This is a genomic window from Ruminococcus sp. (assembly GCF_016283395.1).
In genome coordinates this window covers 1-18,422 of record NZ_JAEEMU010000053.1, presented here as the reverse complement: position 1 = coordinate 18,422, position 18,422 = coordinate 1, and the positions used below count along the sequence as shown (strand labels likewise).

The following is an 18,422-nucleotide window of genomic DNA, read 5'->3' as shown; positions in this document are numbered from 1 at the left end:
CATTAGCATTAATTAAGCTCTTGTATGAACCTGACCGCCTGCAAGTGTCTTGCCGTGAGCCTTAGCCATTTCAGAGATGCTTACGTTCTGGTAACCATTCTGTGCGAGCCATGGAAGAACCTGTTCCATAGCTGCTGCTGTTGTAGCATAGTTCTCGTGGCAAAGTACGATAGCACCTTCAAGTGAACCGTTCTGTGCAGCCTGCTTGATTGTATTTACGATATCATTTGTTGAAGCATTGTTCCAGTCCTTTGTATCGATTGCACAGCTGATGAGCGGAACGTCATAGAGTGCTGACTGAACTGTACCGTTGCTCTCAAGATAAGGTAATCTCATAAGGTGTGAAGGCTCAGTGCCGATGATGCTCTTGAGCTTGCTGTTGCACTGCTCCCACTCACTTCTGATCTGACCTGAACCAAGCTGACCGAGGTGTGGATGAGTCTGAGTGTGGTTAGCAACTTCCATGCCTTTTTCATACTCATACTTGATCTGCTCATTTGTCTTGATCCAGCTGCCTACGTTGAAGAATGTAGCTGTCATATTGTTCTTAACAAGAGCATCAATGATTCTGTATCCAGGATCGCTCTTGCTCTGAGCTGATGCACCATCATCGAATGAGATAGCGCAGAGTTTCTTTGACTTATCAACTGTAGGTGTAGTACCTGTCTGACCTGTCTGTCCTGTCTGACCTGTCTGACCTGTGCTGCTGCCGCCTGTTACGTTAAGTGTGAGCTTTGATACGTTAGCCTTACCGCTGCTCTCCCAACCTTCTACGTTGAGTGCAACTTCTGTGAGGTTACCGATATTCCAACCTGCGTCTGCCCAAGCCTTGAAGTGATCTGATACTGTGATAGTACCTGATGTTCTCTTAGACTTACGAACGCTGAAGTACTGCTTGAAGTTTCTTGACTGATTGTCAAGGATTGTAGGACCATAGTGATCGAGTGTGAATATCTCATACTCAGCACCGTCGATTGTTACAGTCTTGCTGCCGCCCTGAGCTGTTGGACGCCAGTTTACCCAGTCCTCAATGATGTAGTACTCTACGAGAGGATCTGTCATCCAGCCGTATACGCAGAGTCTTGAGTTACCCTGTGAGCTTGCTGAATAGTCAGCTGCGTAATCCATTACGATCTTACCGCAGTCTGTAGCCTTCTTTGTACGGTCAAAGTCCATACCGCGACGAGCGAGGAAGTTACCTGAGCTTACCTGTGCGCTCCACTCTGTGTTGAATGTACCGCCGCTGCCGAGAGTCATTGAACCGCTTCCGCCTGTATTGTCAAGCCAGATCTCGTAGCTGTAGCCATCGCTTGTGCCCTTGTACTGGTTCTTGCCATTACCAACGCTGAACTTCTCTCCGCTTATTGTAGGAGCCTTTGTTGTTGTAGTTGTAACAACCTTAGTAGTTGTTGTAGTTGTAGCCTTCTTAGTTGTAGTAGTTACAACAGGAGGATTTGTTATGCTCTCTGAATAGCTCTCAGGAAGTGACTTAACAAGTCCTAAGAGGAACTTCTGGATTGTGAGAGCATCGCTTGTTGTAACACCGCCGCCTGCCTGATTTACGTCAGCGTTTGCAGCCTGTGCATCAGTAAGCGCATACTTGTTTGGATTTGCAAGTGACTGCATAATAAGAACTACGTCGCCCATATCAACTGTGCCGTCCTTATTAGCATCGCCCCACTTAGAAACCTTAGCCTCGAGTGCAACCTTAGGATCTACAGTTGTAGTAGTTGTTGCAGGCTGTGTGGTTGTAGTTGTGGTAGTTGTTGTAGTGGTTGTCTTCTCCATTTCATCAGCATACTTATCCATTATCTTGATAATGTCATTGTAGAATGACTTAGGCTGATAGTTGTTGAATGGAAGTGGTGAACCACCGTTTTCACGATATCTCCAGCTTCTCTCATCGGTTGTACCCCAGAGAGTTACGCATGAGATGTTCTTTGCGTGCTTACAGATAACCTCAAAGATCTGAGGATAAAGCTTATCATTTGAACCTGTGCTGTTTGTGATATCAAGCTCTGTTACCTGAACGTCAAGTCCGAGGCTCTCAAACTTCTTGATAGCTGTTTCGTACTCACTTGCTGAAGGATATCTTGAGTCAAGGTGTGACTGCATACCGATACCATCGATGTAGTCGCCCTCAGCCATTACCTTCTTAGCCATGTTGTAGAGATCGTTTGTCTTTGCAGACATGTACTCGTTATAGTCGTTGAGGTAAAGCTTTGTTGTTGAAGGAGCATACTGTCTTGCATACTTGAATGCATTGATAACGAAGCTGTCGTTACCGTATACTCTTACCCAACCTGAGTTGCTTGCTGGTCTCATTCCACCGCCGTCATTAACGAAGAGCTCGTTACATACATCGTAGGAATGGAGCTTGAGGTTAGGATAATTCTGCTTGATAGCAGCAAATGTATTCTTTATCATGCTCTCAAGACGCTTGTTCATTCTGTCAGCAGATACATCTCTGCCGTTCTCCTGGAACAGTGAGTTTGGAGTCTGGCTGTACCATACGAAGGTATGACCACGAACGCCGATGCCGTTCTGCTGAGCGAACTTAAGAATAGGATCTGCATTTCTGAGGCTGATATTTACATTATCGCCGCTTACACCAGCTACGATAGAATCAGGCTTCATTTCATTCTCACAGGTTACTGAGTTGTAGTGCTGCTTGATGAAATTCTGTCCCTGTGATGTATTGATCTCGTTTGCACTTACAGAAGTACCGAGTCTGAATAACGGACCTGCATGATCCTTGAAGCCGTCTCCGCCCTTCTTGTAGGTGTAATCCATGTTCTGATGTGCTGCAACGCCTTCGCCTGATGATACAGGTGCTGAAGTACCGCTTTCACCGCCAGGTGTAGGTGTAGGTGTTGAGCTTGCGCTTACTGTACCGCCGCCTGTCTTAACAGATGAAGCCTTGCCTGACTCAGATACCTGAACTGCGTCAATGTAGAAGTCGCAAAGATCACCAGAATCCTGAGGTGTCTCGACATAAAGGATCATATCGCCTGAATTATCAGGGATAGTGAATTTTGTGTTTTCAAGCTTTGTCCACTCGCCGCTCTTAGCGTCAGCTGTTGCAATGCTTGTATATGAAGCACCGTTGCCGTCGCCCTGCTGAAGTGACATCTGCATTGTTACTGTGCTGCCTGACTTCTGAAGTACTGCTGTACTGAAGCTGTATGTCTGACCGGGAACAAATGCACTTGAATCAAGTGTGATAGCGCAGCCGTTCCATTCCTGTCCTCTGCCTGAAACATAGAGTGACTTGCTGCCGTCATAGTAGTCGCTTGAATCAGTTGCTACTGTTGCATCGCCTCTGCCTGACCAGTTGTCCTTGCCACTCTCGAATGTACTTGTGAAGTAATTGCCGTTATCGTCAGCCTTTACAGTCTGTACTGGTGTTGTTGTACCTGTCTCACCTGTATCGCCGTCGATTCCGTTCTCGTAAACTCTTACGCTCTTTACATTAGCAGATCCGTTTGATCTGTAACCTTCGATATTGAGTGAAACCTCATAAAGTGTACCTGACATATCAAGACCTGACTTTGACCATGCGTCAAAGTGTCTGCCAACGTGGATAGTACCCTTCATGTAGTTTGTCTGGTTGTTAGCCGAACCGCTTGACTTACGTACACTCCAGTACTGTGGGAATGTAGCTGTACCATCAAGTGACGGCTGGTTGTAACGCATTGTCTTACGAATATCGTAAGTATTTCCGTCAAGTGATACTGTGCCCTTGTTTTCACCATCGTTTCCGGGTGGTCTCCAGTCGCCCCAGCCTTCTACGATGTAATATTCCATAAGAGGATTTCTTGTCCATCCGTATACACACATATACGAATTTCCTCTTGGAGTGTACTCAACATCATAAGTAAGAGTAATGTCCTTACCTATGCTCTTGTAATTCTGCTTTTTGCTGTCATAGTTCTTGCCCATACGTGCAAGGAAGTTTTCAATGTTGCTCCATGAGCAGGTAAATGATCCTGCGCCCGGCTGCATTGAAACCTGACCCTGACTGTTCTGGTTCCACATTTCGTAGTCGTATCCGCCGATATTGCCTCTCTGCTGGGCGTCAGCAGCATTTGCTACTACAGCAGGAACAGCAGGGATACTTGAAGCAACCATCAGTGCAGTAATGCCTGCGCTGACAAATCTTTTGAAGTTGCTCTTTTTCATGTCGATCATTCCTCACTTTCATTTCGTAATAATAAATGATATCTTTTCGTCTTAACTAAGGAAAAGCACAAAAACACCAGTCTGTTTTCGCGTCCCTCCTCTTCCTCAGCTTCTGTTATCATTTTATTACATTTCTGTGAACTATTCAAGTCAAAATTTGCTAACAATAATTTCACTTGCTCATTTTTTGCTGTTTTTGTACATTTTAGCTGCTGAATGTTGCGTATTTTTATACACTCTACTGTGATAGTACTTTAACTTGCTATTTTTCGAGAAAAAATGCTATTTACAAGTGGTAGATTTATTGTAAAATATTACTTTTTGTGCTGACTTTTTGCCTTTCTGCCATATTATATATTTATAGTATATACACAAAAATTATATTGATTATTCTCCATCGTTTCACAATTTGACGGCAGTGTTTTTCCCCTCATTATATAAAAATGGTCAGTAATATTTTCCACTTTATATTATGATTTTACCATTTTACAGCTTTATATTGCTAAATTTTCTTTTGTAGGTATGCACAAACAGAAACATTTTCAGATGTGTAAAACACCGAAAAAATTCTCAAAACCTTTATTTTTTAATATTGATATATTATAATATAAATAAGTATAAACTTATTTTCTGATTTTTAGAGGGGATAATATGGATTCTGGGAACACTAAAAAGATCGCAGTTGTTGTTTCGGCACTTGACGAAGAGTATCAGAACAACATCATATGCGGTATAAACCGATCTGCTGAAGAGAACCAGCTGAGCGTGTCATATTTCGCAGCTTTCGGCGGACTTGTCAACAACAGAAGGTTCGATCTCGGCGAATACAGTATCTATGACCTGATAGATTATTCAAAATTCGACGGTATATTGCTTATGCTAAACACTTTTGGCGATCCCGAGATCCGTCACAAGCTCCTCAGTGATATAACCGCCGCCCATAAGCCTACAGTTGTTTTTGAACCTACAGACGATCCTGAGCTATACAGTATATGTATCGATAACTACTCCGTAATGAAGGAGCTTGTCGAGCATATTATCAAACATCATCATGCTAAGGTCATCAATTGCATAACAGGTCCTCTCGCAAATCCCGAAGCGCGTCTCCGCTTTGATGCTGTACGTGAGGCAATGGCTGAAAACGGTGTAGAGCTTGATGAAAAACGAGTTTTTTACGGTAATTTCCGCAGTCACGACGGCAAGGAAGCTATCGACGAATTCGTAAGGTCGGGACTTTCACTTCCTGATGCTTTTATATGTGCCAATGACAGTATGGCTCTTACAGTAGTATCTTCACTGGAAAAATACGGGTATAAAGTACCCGACGATGTTATCGTTACAGGTTTCGACAATACATTCAATGCCCGTAACTCTTCCCCTGCTCTTACAACTGTAAAGCGTCCGCTTTTTGAAGCAGGCTATAAAGCCTGTGATATCCTTGTAAATCTGCTCTACGGCAATAAACAGCCGAAAGCCACTATACTTAAATCATCTCCTGTTTTCTCTGAAAGCTGCGGCTGTACAGATGAAACTGCCGATGACCTAAAAACATACAAGAAGCGAACCTACAACCGCATGGAAGTCACTAACAATAATATCCACGCGCTCAATAAGCTCACTGCCGAGCTTGCAGGTGCCGAGACCGTAGCTTCAACATTTGAAGTTATCGCCCAGAACATGAACGACCTTAATCTTGAAAAGTTCTGTCTCTGTCTTATCGAGGACTGGCAGGAGACTTATGTTTCCGCTCCCGACCTTTCAAGCCGTACAGGCTATTCCAGATATATGACAGCTCCGCTTATTCTTGATAAAGGCGAACGAAGAAGCGTTGATCTTTTCCCCAGCAGGGATATGTTCCCCGAGGGCTTCGGCAAAGGCTATGAAGTCAATTATTTTCTCCCTCTCCATTTCAGCGAGAGATGTCTCGGATATTACATAATCACCAACAGTGACTTTCCAATATCAAGTCTGCTGTGCCATACGCTTACAATGGATCTCAGCATCTCAATGGAAAATATACGCAAGCTCTGCCACATCAACAAGGCTATGGACGAGCTCAACCGACTGTATGTCATCGATCCCCTCTGCAATATCTATAACCGCAACGGTTTCTTCAATATTGCTGAGAATATATTCAAAGAAAGTATCGCACACCATAATAAAGTATTGATAAGCTTTATAGATATGGACGGTCTGAAGTACATCAACGACAACTACGGTCATAATGAGGGAGATTTTGCTATACAGCGTCTTGCAGCCATTATCCGCAAGTGCAGCGGCACAAGAAGGATATGCGCACGTTTCGGCGGTGACGAATTCGTTATCCTTACCGCAAATGCTCACGAAAACGATGCTGAGGAACTCGAAAACCGCTTCTATGACGAGCTTGAAAACATAAACAGTATAGTAAAAAAGCCTTATACCATATCCGCAAGTATCGGAAGTATAATCACTTCCGAAGAAGATGAGAACTCTATCTACGATGTCATCGACAAAGCCGATGACAAGATGTACACTGTCAAAAAAGAAAAGAAAAAAGCAAGACTCTCCGAATTTGTATAAAAATAAAGTCTCTTTATTCAGTACAAACTGATAAAAGAGACTTTTTTATTTTTTGTAATAAAACTGTTTTTCATTCGTCTAACTTTATGAGGAGGTGAAAAGATGAAACGGGAATTCCACGAAATATACGAAAAATACAGCCCCGACCTTTATTCCTTTATCCTGAGAATGTGCGGCAGCGAGCAGCTTGCCAAGGACATTTTGCAGGATACCATGCTGAAGGCTATGACTAATGCCGACAGCTTCAAAGGAAGCTGCTCTGTAAGGACATGGCTGTGTACTATCGCAAAAAATCTCTACTTCGACCACCTCAAAAAAGCCGAAACAAAGAACCATTCCCTTGACATTATTGACGAACCTGCCTCCGACAGCAATATTGAGACAGATATCATAAACAAGGACACTTCCCTGCGCATACATCATCTTCTCCACGAACTCGAAGAACCCTACCGCGAGGTGTTCACATTGAGAGTTTTTGCTGAGCTGAAATTCTCCGACATCGGAAATGTTTTCGGCAAAAGCGAAAACTGGGCAGGCGTGACTTTTTACCGCGCAAAACAGAAGCTTATACAGTTAATGAAAAAGGAGGAACTTTTATGAAAAACAGCAGCATCCCCTGCAATGTAATAATAGATATGCTGCCGCTGTACAAAGAGGAGATATGCAGCGATGAGACCAAAGAGCTTTTAGAGGAGCATCTCCGCAGCTGTGAGAACTGCCGACAGCTGTATGAGGAGCTGTCTCTTCCTGCTCCAAAAAACGAGACCGCCCCAAGCGAAGCCGAAACTTTCAAAAAAGTCGGCAAAAAACTGAAACGCAGCCGATTTACCAAAATAATGTCCGCGCTTATGTGTATATGTTTAGTGCTTTTCGGAGCAGTAAACGGAGCATGGTACTTTCTGAAATACCGCCCCATGAAGAAAATGTGCGTGGGAATGCGGCGTATCGATAATTCAACTCCTACGGCAAAGTTTTCTCCTACCTATGTCGATGATGACGATGATTATGTTTACGCTGTGATTCTTCCCGATTATCTGGATTTCTCTGTAGGGTACATGGTGATATCACCTAAAGGCAGTGACGAGATGCTCCGCTCCAATGACACAAAACAGCCTGTACTTATGATATCTTATAGTATGTTCGGCAAAACCGATTTGTCTGTCCACCGTAAGAGTATTCCGATACTAATGGGTGACAATGTAATATATACAACATTTGAGGTGAACAACGGGCTCACAGACCTGTTTAACCAGTATTTCACATCTAAACATATCCTTGAAACAGAGAATATGTTCAAATCTCATGCAGAAGAGCTTGAAGCAATGAAAAAAGCCGCACAGAAAAAATGGGGAGAGTATCTTTGATACTCTCCCTCGCTTTTATGATTTTCTGAATCCCATACACTGCACAGCAGCAACAGGATTTCCCAGCTCATCGCGTATATCCACGTTGTAGCAGCAGATGCTCCTGCCGTCCTTTATGAGCTTTGCCTCAGCGATTATACGCTGAGTTTTCGGCACTCCGATAAACGAAGCATCGCAGTTGAGTCCCACAACTCCTGCTTTCTGCCAGTTTGAAGCCACAGCAAATGCGAAATCCGCAAGTGTGAAGTAAACTCCGCCCATTATACCGCCGACAGCATTCTTGTGATGCTCGTTTATAACAAGGCTCACCTTTGCATAATGGTCGTCTATCTCGTCGATGACTGCTCCCATTTCAGTCGCAAATCGGTCATTTCTGAACAATTCGCGTACTTTTTCAAGTGTTTCGATATCAGCCATAAATTACCTCCTGTTTTCGTATTCTTCACGCAATATCGAGAAATATTCCCTGCCTACATACTGCCCGTCCATAAAGAAATAGTCCCTGAGAGTGCCCTCAAACGTAAGTCCGCATTTCTCAATAACTTTCCTTGAAGGAGCATTTATAGTCTTGCAGCATATCTGAACTTTATGCAGGTTCATCTTGTCAAATCCGAAAGCTATTACAGCCTTTGCAGCCTCTGTACAATATCCCCTGCACTGGAACTGTGCACCTATGCAGTATTCTATCTCTGCAAAATGGTTTTTTCCGTCAACGAGGAAATAGGCTATCTGTCCGATACATTCACCGTTTTCCTTATCGATGACTGCCCAGCGGTAATAGTCCTCACGGGAATAATTGCTGATATACTTGTCCAGAAGTCCATTTGTTTCCTCTATTGTGGAGTATGTAGGCTCTGAGTACATAGTCTGTACCTTTTCATCGCTTGCCCAGTTTTTAAAGACAGCATCGCAGTCCGAATACTCAAATTTTCTGAGTATAAGTCTTTCCGTTTCAATAGTCTGTGTACCTATATGTGTCAGCATAGCTTTCCCCTTTCATTTCCCGATAAATTATTCATCAAATAAATCTCCCCTGACATAGGAACTACATCAGGGGAAGATGTCTTATACAAGTTTTGACATATCATAAAGTCCCGGCTTCTGATCCTTGAGGAATACAGCCGCATTTACAGCACCTGCTGCAAAAACAGTCTTTGAAGCAGCGGAATGAGAAAGTGTGATAACTTCGTCATTTCCTGCAAATATAACATCGTGCTCACCTACGATAGTGCCTCCGCGGATAGCGTGCATACCGATCTCGGACTTCTCGCGCTTCTGACGGCGTGAGTGACGGTCGTAAACGTAGTGCTTTGAATTGTCAAGAGTCTCGTTGATAGCGTTTGCAAGCATGATAGCCGTACCGCTTGGAGCGTCTATCTTCTGATTGTGATGCTTTTCAACTATCTCGATATCGAACTGATCGCCCAGTACGGCAGCTGCCTTCTTAGCAAGCTCTACAAGGAGATTGATACCGAGAGACATATTGAATGTAAAGAAAACAGGTATCTGCTGTGCAGCAGCCTTTATCTTGGCGATCTGCTCGTCACTGTAGCCTGTTGCACCTATTACTAACGGAGTGCCTGTTGAGAAACAGTAGTCCAGAAGTCCGTCAAGTGAAGCAGGATTTGAAAAGTCGATTATTACATCGGGCTTTACGGGGAGCTGTGCAGGAGTCTCAACTATGGGGAAATCTGCGTACTCCTTGGTATAGATATCAATACCTGCAACGACTTTGCAGTCCTCGCGCTCTGATGCGCAATTGTAGATATTCTTGCCCATTTTGCCGTTAGCACCGCAAATAGCTATATTTGTCATGTTTTACACATCCTTTATTTAAATCGAAATGTGGAATTAATGTGTCCCTGACGGGACGGATATTAATACCGAATTACGCACTCCTAATTCTTAATTACTTAATAAGTCCGTGCTTTGCAAGAGTAGCTCTGAGCTTAGCATTATGCTCCTCAGTCATCTCGCAGAGAGGCAGACGGCAAGGACCTGCATTCCAGCCCACCATATTCATAGCTTCCTTTACAGGGATAGGATTTACCTCAATGAACAGGTCATTGATTATATCAAGGTACTTGATCTGGAGCTTCATAGCTTCTGCAAAGTTGTTATCAAGGCAGAGCTGCACCATATCGTGCATTTCCTTTGGAATAACGTGTGAAGCAACAGAGATAACGCCCTTTCCGCCAAGTGACATGACAGGAACTACCATATCATCGTTGCCGCTGTAGATGTCTATATCATCACCGCAGGCAGCTGCAAGCTTTGCAACATAGCTGATATTGCCGCTTGCTTCCTTGATAGCAGCGATATTTCTGTGCTTAGCAAGCTCCTTTACAGTTGCAACATCGAATCCGCAGCCTGTTCTGCTTGGAACATTGTAAAGGATTATCGGGATATTAACAGCATCAGCGATAGCTGTAAAATGCGCGATAAGTCCCTTCTGTGTAGCCTTATTATAATAAGGAGTAACGTGGAGAAGTGCATCTGCGCCTGCTGCTTCGGCTTCCTTTGAAAGCTCAACAGCATAGTGTGTGTCGTTGCTGCCTGCACCTGCAATAACAGGAACTCTGCCTGCAACGTGCTTTACAGCGAACTTGATGCAGTCGCGGTGCTCGTCATCAGTCATAGTTGCGGACTCACCTGTAGTACCGCAGATAACAACAGCGTCAGTGCCCTTTTCAATCTGATCGTCAATGATACGTCCAAGCTCATCGTAGTTGATAGAACCATCAGCGTTCATTGGAGTGATTATAGCAATTGCTGCGCCGGTGAAAATTGTATTCTTCATAGCTATTTTCCTTTCATAAAATGGAATGGAACGTCGAGGACGCCGTCCCCTACGAAATATTCATGCAGTATATTAATTGCAAGGCTGGCGTTCCCGATAGCCCTTTGAACTGCGGAACGCCGATGGTGACTCCCCACAGTGTGGGGAGATGTCAGCAAAGCTGACAGAGGGGCGCGGCTCCTGTTGGGAGGCGTTCCCTACATCTTAATTATAATCTGCTGTAAGCGAAAGCAGATTATGCCATTTGTATAGAGTGAGCGAGTTTTCGAGCGACAACGTGGAAACCCGCGGGGGCTCCCCGCTTAGTCAAAATAGCCTTTTGCTGCAAGGAGTTCTGCAAGGAGGACACCGCCGCCTGCTGCACCTCTTAATGTATTATGTGAAAGACAAACGAACTTATAATCGTACTGTGAATCCTCACGGAGACGACCTGTTGAAACAGCCATACCGCCTTCGAGATTTCTGTCAAGTCTTGCCTGTGGACGATCGTTCTCCTCAAAGTAATGAATAAACTGCTTAGGTGCGCTTGGAAGCTCCAGTTCCTGAGGAACACCCTTGAAGTCAGCCCAGAGCTTGAGGATCTCTTCCTTTGAAGGCTTGTTCTCGAATGTTACGAATACAGCAGCTGTATGTCCGTCCGAAACAGGGACACGGAGACACTGTGTTGTGATATTGGGAGCTGTAGCCTTTACGATCTCGTTGCCCTTGATCTCGCCCCATACCTTGAGCGGCTCCTGCTCGGATTTTTCTTCCTCACCGCCGATGTAAGGGATAAGGTTATCAACCATTTCAGGCCATGTCTCGAAGTTCTTGCCTGCGCCTGAGATTGCCTGATAAGTACAAGCCAGAACGTTCTTGAGACCGAACTTTCTAAGTGGGTGGAGTGCAGGAACATAGCTCTGGATAGAGCAGTTTGACTTAACTGCGATGAATCCTCTCTTTGTACCGAGACGCTCACGCTGAGCCTTGATGATCTCGATGTGCTCAGGGTTTATCTCAGGCACTACCATAGGAACATCAGGTGTAAATCTGTGTGCTGAGTTATTTGAAACGATAGGGCACTCAGCCTTAGCATAAGCCTCTTCAAGAGCCTTTATCTCGTCCTTCTTCATATCAACGGCACAGAAGCAGAAATCTACCATGCCTGCGATCTTCTCGATATCATTCGTAGCGTCCATGAGGACCATATCCTTCATAGCTGCCGGCATAGGAACTGCCATCTTCCAGCGGCTTCCTGCTGCCTGCTCATATGTCTGACCTGCGCTTCTTGGTGAAGCTGCAAGAACCTTTACATTAAACCAAGGATGGTTCTCCAACAGAGTTGCAAATCTCTGTCCTACCATGCCTGTTGCGCCTATAATACCAACATTATACTGTTTCATATTGACCTCTCCTTAAAAAAATTTTCCATAAAATAACAAAAACCGGTTGCAAACCGGCTCATCATGCGTTATAATAGAAATGTTGACATATCAGAAATAAAATATGCCGATAGCTCTCCATCAAAAGCATGATGACAGCTGCAAACCTGTTAAGTGTGCAGCCAGAGCTGAATTTACCAAAGACAGCTCTTCGGCGGCATTGCCTTTCGCTGAACACCATCGGACGGGTCGTCCCGTGTGCAGGTACTTTTCGCAGCCGCGCCTCTACCTTGTAACTATAATAGCACTTAAATCTGCTATTGTCAATACATTCTTGAAATTTTATTTGTCAAATCATATTTTTGCTGTGCAGAATTATGATTCCGGCCCTCAGCCTTTAACCATGAGCCGTCAGCTTATTGCAGGGGCGCACAGTGTACGCCCGAATAAAAGCGGCAAAGCCGCTTAATAATGACTGACAGCTAAAGGCTGACGGCTGAACAGAAGGAGATATTAATGGAACTTCTCAAATCCGATTTTTACTATGAGCTGCCCGAGGAGCTCATAGCCCAGACTCCCATAGAGCCGCGGAACGCTTCACGCATGATGTGCGTTGACCGCAGAACGGGAGCAATAACTCACGACCACTTCTATAATCTATGCGAGCACCTCAAAGAAGGTGACCTTCTGGTCATGAACGACTCACGGGTCATTCCTGCAAGGCTCTACGGCGAGAAAATAGGCAATCAGACCTTTATCGAATTCCTGCTTCTCGAACAGAAGGGCGACAAGCGCTGGGAGATAATCTGCCGCCCGGGAAAGAAGGCCAAGGTCGGAACGCGCTTTTCATTCGGCGGCGGAAGACTTGTGGCAGAGGTAGTCGAAGTCAAGGACGACGGCAACCGCATCGTGCAGTTTGAATGCGAGGGCAACTTCTTCACAGCCCTCGAGGACGTGGGACAAATGCCCCTGCCGCCATACATAAAGGAAAAACTCGAAAACCGCGAACGCTATCAGACCGTATACTCCAGAGAGCTCGGCTCTGCGGCTGCTCCTACAGCAGGACTGCACTTTACTCCCGAAATGCTGGACGATATCCGCGCAAGAGGCATAAAAACAGCTTTTGTTACGCTTCATGTAGGTCTCGGTACGTTCCGTCCCGTCAAGGAGGACAACGTCCTCGACCACAAAATGCACAGTGAGCACTACTACCTCCCGAAGGAAACCGCTGATCTCATAAACGAGACCAAAAGTAACGGCGGAAGAGTCATCGCAGTGGGTACCACCACATGCCGCACACTTGAGAGCGTTGCCACGTTCTACGGGGATATTTCCGAGCATGAGGGCTATACGGATATATTCATCTATCCATCATATGAGTTCAAGTGCATAGACGGCCTCATAACAAACTTTCACCTGCCCGAAAGCACACTGATAATGCTGGTATCGGCTTTCATGGGCTACGATAATACGATGAACGCATATAGGACTGCTGTGCAGGAGCGCTACCGTTTCTTCAGCTTCGGCGACAGTATGTGCATATTATAAAAAAGCATAATCAAGGAGATTAACAATGGCTGAAAACGAACTTTTCGACTTTTTCAAGGGGATAATCGATTCAGAGGAGGGACCAATAGTTCTCTGCAACCTCGATTACAGGATAATATATGAAAACCCGGCTGCTATGATGTACTATACTCCTGCAGCGCCTATCACGGGCAAGCTCCTTTCCACTCTCATGGACGAGGAAATGATGAGCAAGGTGGATATGAGCGTTGAGTGGTTCAAGGAGGACAGGAAGAACAACAAGGTCTTTGCTTTCCATGACGATACCAATAATATGGATATGTATATCCTCGCCATAAGAAACACAAAGGGCGAGCTCATAGGCTTCTACGGACGCCGCGAGGACAGGACCCCCGATCAGGGCAAGATATTCGATCTTGACTGAAGTGCAGCTTCAGCCGGGAACATGTGATTCGTAATAACAGGATATTTCCGGTTCATCGGAGTAAGCCGACAAACTAATTATGAATTATTGATTGCGGATTATGAATTAAAATAAAAGGAGAAGCTATGTTCAAACTTCTTAAAACCGATAAAAAAGCCCGCAGAGGTACTTTTGAGACCGTTCACGGCACATTTCAGACCCCCTGCTTCATGAACGTGGGAACTGCCGCTGCGATCAAGGGCGGTATTTCCTCAGTTGACCTGCAGGGGCTTAAAACTCAGGTGGAACTCTGCAACACCTATCATCTGCATCTGCGACCCGGCGACCATGTGGTCAAGCAGATGGGCGGACTTCATAAGTTCATGAACTGGGACAAGCCCATACTCACCGACAGCGGCGGATTTCAGGTGTTTTCACTTGCCCGGCTGCGTAAAATAAAGGAAGAGGGAGTATACTTCGCATCACATATCGACGGTCACCGCATATTCATGGGACCGGAGGAGAGCATGCAGATACAGTCCAATCTCGGCTCCACCATTGCTATGGCTTTCGATGAGTGTATCGAGAATCCCTCTCCCTACAAGTACGTTGCCGACTCTATCGAGCGCACCACTCGCTGGCTGATACGCTGCAAGGAGGAAATGTCAAGGCTAAACAGCCTCCCGGACACTATCAATAAGGATCAGCTTCTTTTCGGAATAAATCAGGGCTCTACGTTTGACGATCTGCGCATAAAGCATATGGAGGACATTGCAAAGCTGGATCTTGACGGCTACGCTATCGGCGGTCTTGCAGTCGGCGAGGCTACCGATGAGATGTACCGCATAATCGACGTTGTAGAGCCATATATGCCGGTACATAAGCCCCGCTACCTCATGGGCGTGGGTACCCCCTCCAATATAATCGAGGCTGTTGCCCGCGGAGTTGACATGTTCGACTGCGTAATGCCAAGCAGAAACGCACGCCACGCTACTGTCTTCACATGGAGCGGCATCATGCACCTGAACAACAAGTGCTACGAGACCGACCCACGGCCTGTGGACGAGCAGTGTGACTGCCCAACCTGCCGCAATTTCAGCAGAGCCTACATACGCCACCTTTTCAAGGCAAACGAGCAGCTTGCAGGCAGACTGGCTGTACAGCACAACCTGTACTTCTACAATACCCTTACGGAAAAGATAAGAGAAGCCATAGACGAGGACCGCTTCGAGCAGTTCAGAGGCAAGTACTCACAGCTTCTTGCCACAAGGATATAATAACGGCTTACGCCGATATACGGACGGAGTTTATATGAATACTTTTTTGTTTTTACTTATGCTTGCGGTCTCTGTCGCAGTGACCGCTGTTTTTCTGCACGAGCTCGGAAACGACCTGAAAAACTCTGAAAAGCCCTCAAAAAGACTGTCAGCAGTACGCGGTGCCTCACGCGGAGCCGCTCTGCTCCTTGTACTTGCAGCCGCTGCCGAAGCCCTCGGACTTTTCAGTGCAGCCCCGTATACTGGAGCCTGCCTGCTCCTCGGCGGCACGGCAGGAGCGTCCATGCTCCTCTGCCTTTACAACAAAAAGCACAAGTACCGGATCGTCCTTACTGCGGTAAAGGCTGTCCTGGCAGCAGCAGTGCTTGAGGTCACGCTTTTCAATATCCCCACCTACAGACTGTGGTCCGGCAGCTACGGTGAGATGAGCTTCTCAGCCGAGGAATGCGCAAAGAGCGAAAGCGTTGAATGCAACGGAAATGATATTTCCCTGTATGGCTGCAATAACGCCGTATTTCAGTTTGACGGCATAGACGAGGAAGTCGCCGACGTGTATTTCGACATCGCCCATGCAAAAAACACCAAGGGCACAATGGTGACCATAGACTCCATGGACGAGACCAATACTGCCGTTTACCGTGACGCTGTAGCTTCTCAGCTCATTGCAGCAGGCAAGCACCATTCCCGATACGTTCAGCTGCACCTTTCAGGAAAAGTCAGCAGTCTAAGGATACGGATTGCTCCCCTTGACAACGGAAAAATAGAAATAAAAGGCATAACATTCAACCGTCAGATACCCATGGACATCTCATGGGCAAGACTGTTCCTTATCGTATTCTGCGTCTGTCTCGTCAGACTTATGCTGCACAGCAGGGCTATGCAGAAGAGCTTTTCCGACAGCAAGCGCCTGTGTCATATAGCCTCGGTTATCATAACCGACGCCGCCTGTGTGGCAGCTGTGCTCATTACCTTTGTGAAGCTCGATAACTACTCTATCATAGATATAATGCAGCGCCCCGCGGGTAATCAGGTCACACAGGAGCTTGTTGACGCCTTTGAACACGGCAGCACAAGGATACTTGACGAGCCCGCTGACGAATTCAACAGCTTTTCCGCCCCCTATGACGGAGACGCCCGCGACAAGGCAAAGCTGTCCTATAAATGGGACCACGTTTACTATAACGGTCATTACTACAGCTATTACGGCATAGCTCCGGTAGTACTGGTCTTCATGCCGTATCATCTGCTCACGGGATACTATTTCCCCGCTTCCATGGCTGTTCTGCTTTTTGCCCTGACAGGTATCATAGGACTTACCAAGCTGTACATGATGTTCATAAGGAAGCTGTTCCCGAAGATACCATCGGGTATAGTGATATGCGGACTTATGATAATACAGACAGTCAGCGGCATATGCTTCAGCATCGGCAGACCGCAGTTCTACGAAATAGCGCTTGCGGCAGGCTTTGCCACCCTCACATGGGCGGTATACTTCATGCTCTCTGCAAACATAATAGGAAAGGGAAAGCCCTCTCTGCCGAGAACTGCCGTATCCTCCCTGCTCTTTGCCACAGCCGTGCTGTGCAGGCCTACACTTGTGCTTTACTGTATCACGGCAGCCGTCTTCATGCTCATGGCTGTGCCAAGAGTAAAGTCGGCGGCTTCCGGAGACAAGAAGAAAAACGGCGGAAATACATCAGGATACCTGCTCTGTGCAATACTCCCCATGGTCTGTATCGGTCTTGTACAGATGTGGTACAACTTCGACCGTTTCGGCAATCCCTTTGAGTTCGGCATACAATACTCGCTGACCATAAACGACTTTACAAGGACGCAGTTCCACACCCGTCTGTCGTGGATACCCGTTTACAACTATTTCTTCAATCCACCCGTTTTCTCAGCAAGCTACCCGTTTATCAGCTCGGCGTACCAGTCAATGGACGCTGGCGGCTTCTTCTATTACGATTTCCCGTCTACAGCCAATACCTCGGGACTGTTCTATCTTGCGCTCCCCATGTTCGCTTATCTGCTCTCATTCAGGGCCTTGAAGCAGATCAACGGCAGAAAGAACAAGCTAAAAGCAGCATTCATTATCGGAGTTCCCTGTCTGCTCATACCCTTCGGTATAGTCGCATCGGTATGGGAGAGCGGCTACGCAGTGCGATATATGGCTGACTTCGCGTGGCAGTCTCTCCTCGGTGCATTTGCAGTGATATTCTTCCTTTTCGGAAAGGCCAAGGACGAAACAATGAAAAAGCTTGTCCGCGGCTTCATGTGCTTCTCTGTAATATGGGCTCTTGTTGTCGGCGGAGTACAGGCGTTCAATCAGGCTTTCCGCTACGACATATATGACAGGAGCTTCCCCGAAATGGCATATGAGGTACAGCGCCTGTTCGCTTTCTGGACATGATGTACTGCGTTTATATCATAAAATGCGAGGGCGGACTGCTGTACACCGGAATTACCAACAACGTGGAGCGCCGCATGGACGAGCACTTCGGCAGGACGGAAAAATGCGCAAAGTACACCCGTTCCCACAAAGCTGAGTCCCTTGAAGCGCTGTGGAGCTGTGAGAACCGCAGTATCGCTTCTAAGCTCGAATACCGGATAAAACATCTCACAAAGGCGCAGAAGCTAAGGCTCATAGCCGATAATTCATGCTTCAGCGAGCTTTTCGGCGCGGAGCTCACGAAGCTTTACCGCCGGGAGCCTGTATGATAAAAAGAACTTTCCGACTTCCGGACATAAACAATCGGAGCATATCCATAAGGAGTACCATATGTACGAAAACAACACAGAGGAGCTGCCCGTAAAAGCCGTTCTCGCCTGCGTCGATACAGGTGAATTCGACGCGGAGGCTTCAATAGACGAGCTTGCCGAGCTGGCTGCCACCGCAAATGCGGAGGTGGTCGGCTCTGTTATACAGAAACGCCCTACCTTTGACCC

At 46.2% G+C, this 18,422-nt stretch carries 14 protein-coding genes and 1 riboswitch; of the genes, 8 read left to right on the top strand and 6 right to left on the bottom strand.

Translation table 11 applies throughout. The features are described 5' to 3' along the window. Positions 1–12 precede the first annotated feature (12 nt). Positions 13–4,182, bottom strand: coding sequence for a glycoside hydrolase family 11 protein (locus tag QZZ41_RS13820; RefSeq protein ID WP_295073367.1), 4,170 nt, complete (start codon positions 4,180–4,182; stop codon positions 13–15). Between the two features lie 651 nt (positions 4,183–4,833). Between QZZ41_RS13820 and QZZ41_RS13815 the strand changes: the two genes are divergently transcribed. From QZZ41_RS13815 to QZZ41_RS13805, 3 genes are all read left to right on the top strand, one after another. Next, positions 4,834–6,744: a GGDEF domain-containing protein gene (locus QZZ41_RS13815; protein WP_295073364.1), complete on the top strand. Its 1,911-nt coding sequence runs from the start codon at positions 4,834–4,836 to the stop codon at positions 6,742–6,744. Positions 6,745–6,846: 102 nt separating this feature from the next. Next, positions 6,847–7,344, top strand: coding sequence for an RNA polymerase sigma factor (locus tag QZZ41_RS13810; RefSeq protein ID WP_295073361.1), 498 nt, complete (start codon positions 6,847–6,849; stop codon positions 7,342–7,344). After that, positions 7,341–8,108 (top strand): zf-HC2 domain-containing protein, encoded by a 768-nt coding sequence (locus tag QZZ41_RS13805; RefSeq protein WP_295073358.1) that lies wholly within the window; start codon positions 7,341–7,343, stop codon positions 8,106–8,108. Before QZZ41_RS13810 ends, QZZ41_RS13805 begins: the two co-directional genes overlap by 4 nt. Positions 8,109–8,123: 15 nt before the next feature. On the opposite strand, the gene QZZ41_RS13800 is transcribed toward QZZ41_RS13805, so the two are convergent. From QZZ41_RS13800 to asd, 5 genes are all read right to left on the bottom strand, one after another. Then, the gene (locus tag QZZ41_RS13800) at positions 8,124–8,525 is read right to left on the bottom strand and encodes a PaaI family thioesterase (RefSeq protein ID WP_295073354.1); all 402 of its coding nucleotides are present in this window, start codon (positions 8,523–8,525) and stop codon (positions 8,124–8,126) included. Between the two features lie 3 nt (positions 8,526–8,528). After that, positions 8,529–9,092: a GNAT family protein gene (locus QZZ41_RS13795; RefSeq protein WP_295073351.1), complete on the bottom strand. Its 564-nt coding sequence runs from the start codon at positions 9,090–9,092 to the stop codon at positions 8,529–8,531. Between the two features lie 81 nt (positions 9,093–9,173). Then, positions 9,174–9,923, bottom strand: a complete 750-nt coding sequence (dapB, locus tag QZZ41_RS13790) for a 4-hydroxy-tetrahydrodipicolinate reductase (protein ID WP_295073348.1) — start codon at positions 9,921–9,923, stop codon at positions 9,174–9,176. A gap of 94 nt (positions 9,924–10,017) precedes the next feature. Next, positions 10,018–10,908, bottom strand: coding sequence for a 4-hydroxy-tetrahydrodipicolinate synthase (gene dapA / locus QZZ41_RS13785; RefSeq protein WP_295073345.1), 891 nt, complete (start codon positions 10,906–10,908; stop codon positions 10,018–10,020). Between the two features lie 302 nt (positions 10,909–11,210). Continuing rightward, entirely contained in the window at positions 11,211–12,290 is a 1,080-nt protein-coding gene (gene asd / locus QZZ41_RS13780) for an aspartate-semialdehyde dehydrogenase (protein ID WP_295073342.1), read from the bottom strand. Between the two features lie 102 nt (positions 12,291–12,392). Further along, positions 12,393–12,565, bottom strand: a riboswitch (Lysine riboswitch). Positions 12,566–12,785: 220 nt separating this feature from the next. On the opposite strand from asd, the gene queA reads away from it, so the two are divergent. From queA to QZZ41_RS13755, 5 genes are all read left to right on the top strand, one after another. Next, positions 12,786–13,817, top strand: coding sequence for a tRNA preQ1(34) S-adenosylmethionine ribosyltransferase-isomerase QueA (gene queA, locus QZZ41_RS13775; protein WP_295073340.1), 1,032 nt, complete (start codon positions 12,786–12,788; stop codon positions 13,815–13,817). Between the two features lie 25 nt (positions 13,818–13,842). Then, complete coding sequence (locus tag QZZ41_RS13770; protein ID WP_295073338.1) at positions 13,843–14,220, top strand: hypothetical protein; 378 nt, start codon at positions 13,843–13,845, stop codon at positions 14,218–14,220. Positions 14,221–14,345: 125 nt separating this feature from the next. Further along, positions 14,346–15,476, top strand: a complete 1,131-nt coding sequence (gene tgt, locus QZZ41_RS13765; RefSeq protein ID WP_295073335.1) for a tRNA guanosine(34) transglycosylase Tgt — start codon at positions 14,346–14,348, stop codon at positions 15,474–15,476. 34 nt (positions 15,477–15,510) lie between these two features. Beyond that, positions 15,511–17,886: a hypothetical protein gene (locus tag QZZ41_RS13760; protein ID WP_295073332.1), complete on the top strand. Its 2,376-nt coding sequence runs from the start codon at positions 15,511–15,513 to the stop codon at positions 17,884–17,886. Beyond that, on the top strand, positions 17,883–18,194 hold the full coding sequence (locus QZZ41_RS13755; protein ID WP_367267481.1) for a GIY-YIG nuclease family protein: 312 nt from the start codon (positions 17,883–17,885) through the stop codon (positions 18,192–18,194). The genes QZZ41_RS13760 and QZZ41_RS13755 overlap by 4 nt, the downstream gene beginning before the upstream one ends. The last annotated feature ends 228 nt before the right edge of the window (positions 18,195–18,422 follow it).

Excerpts from the sequence above, each read along its gene's own strand:
- QZZ41_RS13820 (WP_295073367.1), bottom strand. The coding sequence starts at position 4,182 with ATGAAAAAGAGCAACTTCAAAAGATTTGTCAGCGCAGGCATTACTGCA.
- QZZ41_RS13815 (WP_295073364.1), top strand. The coding sequence starts at position 4,834 with ATGGATTCTGGGAACACTAAAAAGATCGCAGTTGTTGTTTCGGCACTT.
- QZZ41_RS13810 (WP_295073361.1), top strand. The coding sequence starts at position 6,847 with ATGAAACGGGAATTCCACGAAATATACGAAAAATACAGCCCCGACCTT.
- QZZ41_RS13805 (WP_295073358.1), top strand. The coding sequence starts at position 7,341 with ATGAAAAACAGCAGCATCCCCTGCAATGTAATAATAGATATGCTGCCG.
- QZZ41_RS13800 (WP_295073354.1), bottom strand. The coding sequence starts at position 8,525 with ATGGCTGATATCGAAACACTTGAAAAAGTACGCGAATTGTTCAGAAAT.
- QZZ41_RS13795 (WP_295073351.1), bottom strand. The coding sequence starts at position 9,092 with ATGCTGACACATATAGGTACACAGACTATTGAAACGGAAAGACTTATA.
- dapB (WP_295073348.1), bottom strand. The coding sequence starts at position 9,923 with ATGACAAATATAGCTATTTGCGGTGCTAACGGCAAAATGGGCAAGAAT.
- dapA (WP_295073345.1), bottom strand. The coding sequence starts at position 10,908 with ATGAAGAATACAATTTTCACCGGCGCAGCAATTGCTATAATCACTCCA.
- asd (WP_295073342.1), bottom strand. The coding sequence starts at position 12,290 with ATGAAACAGTATAATGTTGGTATTATAGGCGCAACAGGCATGGTAGGA.
- queA (WP_295073340.1), top strand. The coding sequence starts at position 12,786 with ATGGAACTTCTCAAATCCGATTTTTACTATGAGCTGCCCGAGGAGCTC.
- QZZ41_RS13770 (WP_295073338.1), top strand. The coding sequence starts at position 13,843 with ATGGCTGAAAACGAACTTTTCGACTTTTTCAAGGGGATAATCGATTCA.
- tgt (WP_295073335.1), top strand. The coding sequence starts at position 14,346 with ATGTTCAAACTTCTTAAAACCGATAAAAAAGCCCGCAGAGGTACTTTT.
- QZZ41_RS13760 (WP_295073332.1), top strand. The coding sequence starts at position 15,511 with ATGAATACTTTTTTGTTTTTACTTATGCTTGCGGTCTCTGTCGCAGTG.
- QZZ41_RS13755 (WP_367267481.1), top strand. The coding sequence starts at position 17,883 with ATGATGTACTGCGTTTATATCATAAAATGCGAGGGCGGACTGCTGTAC.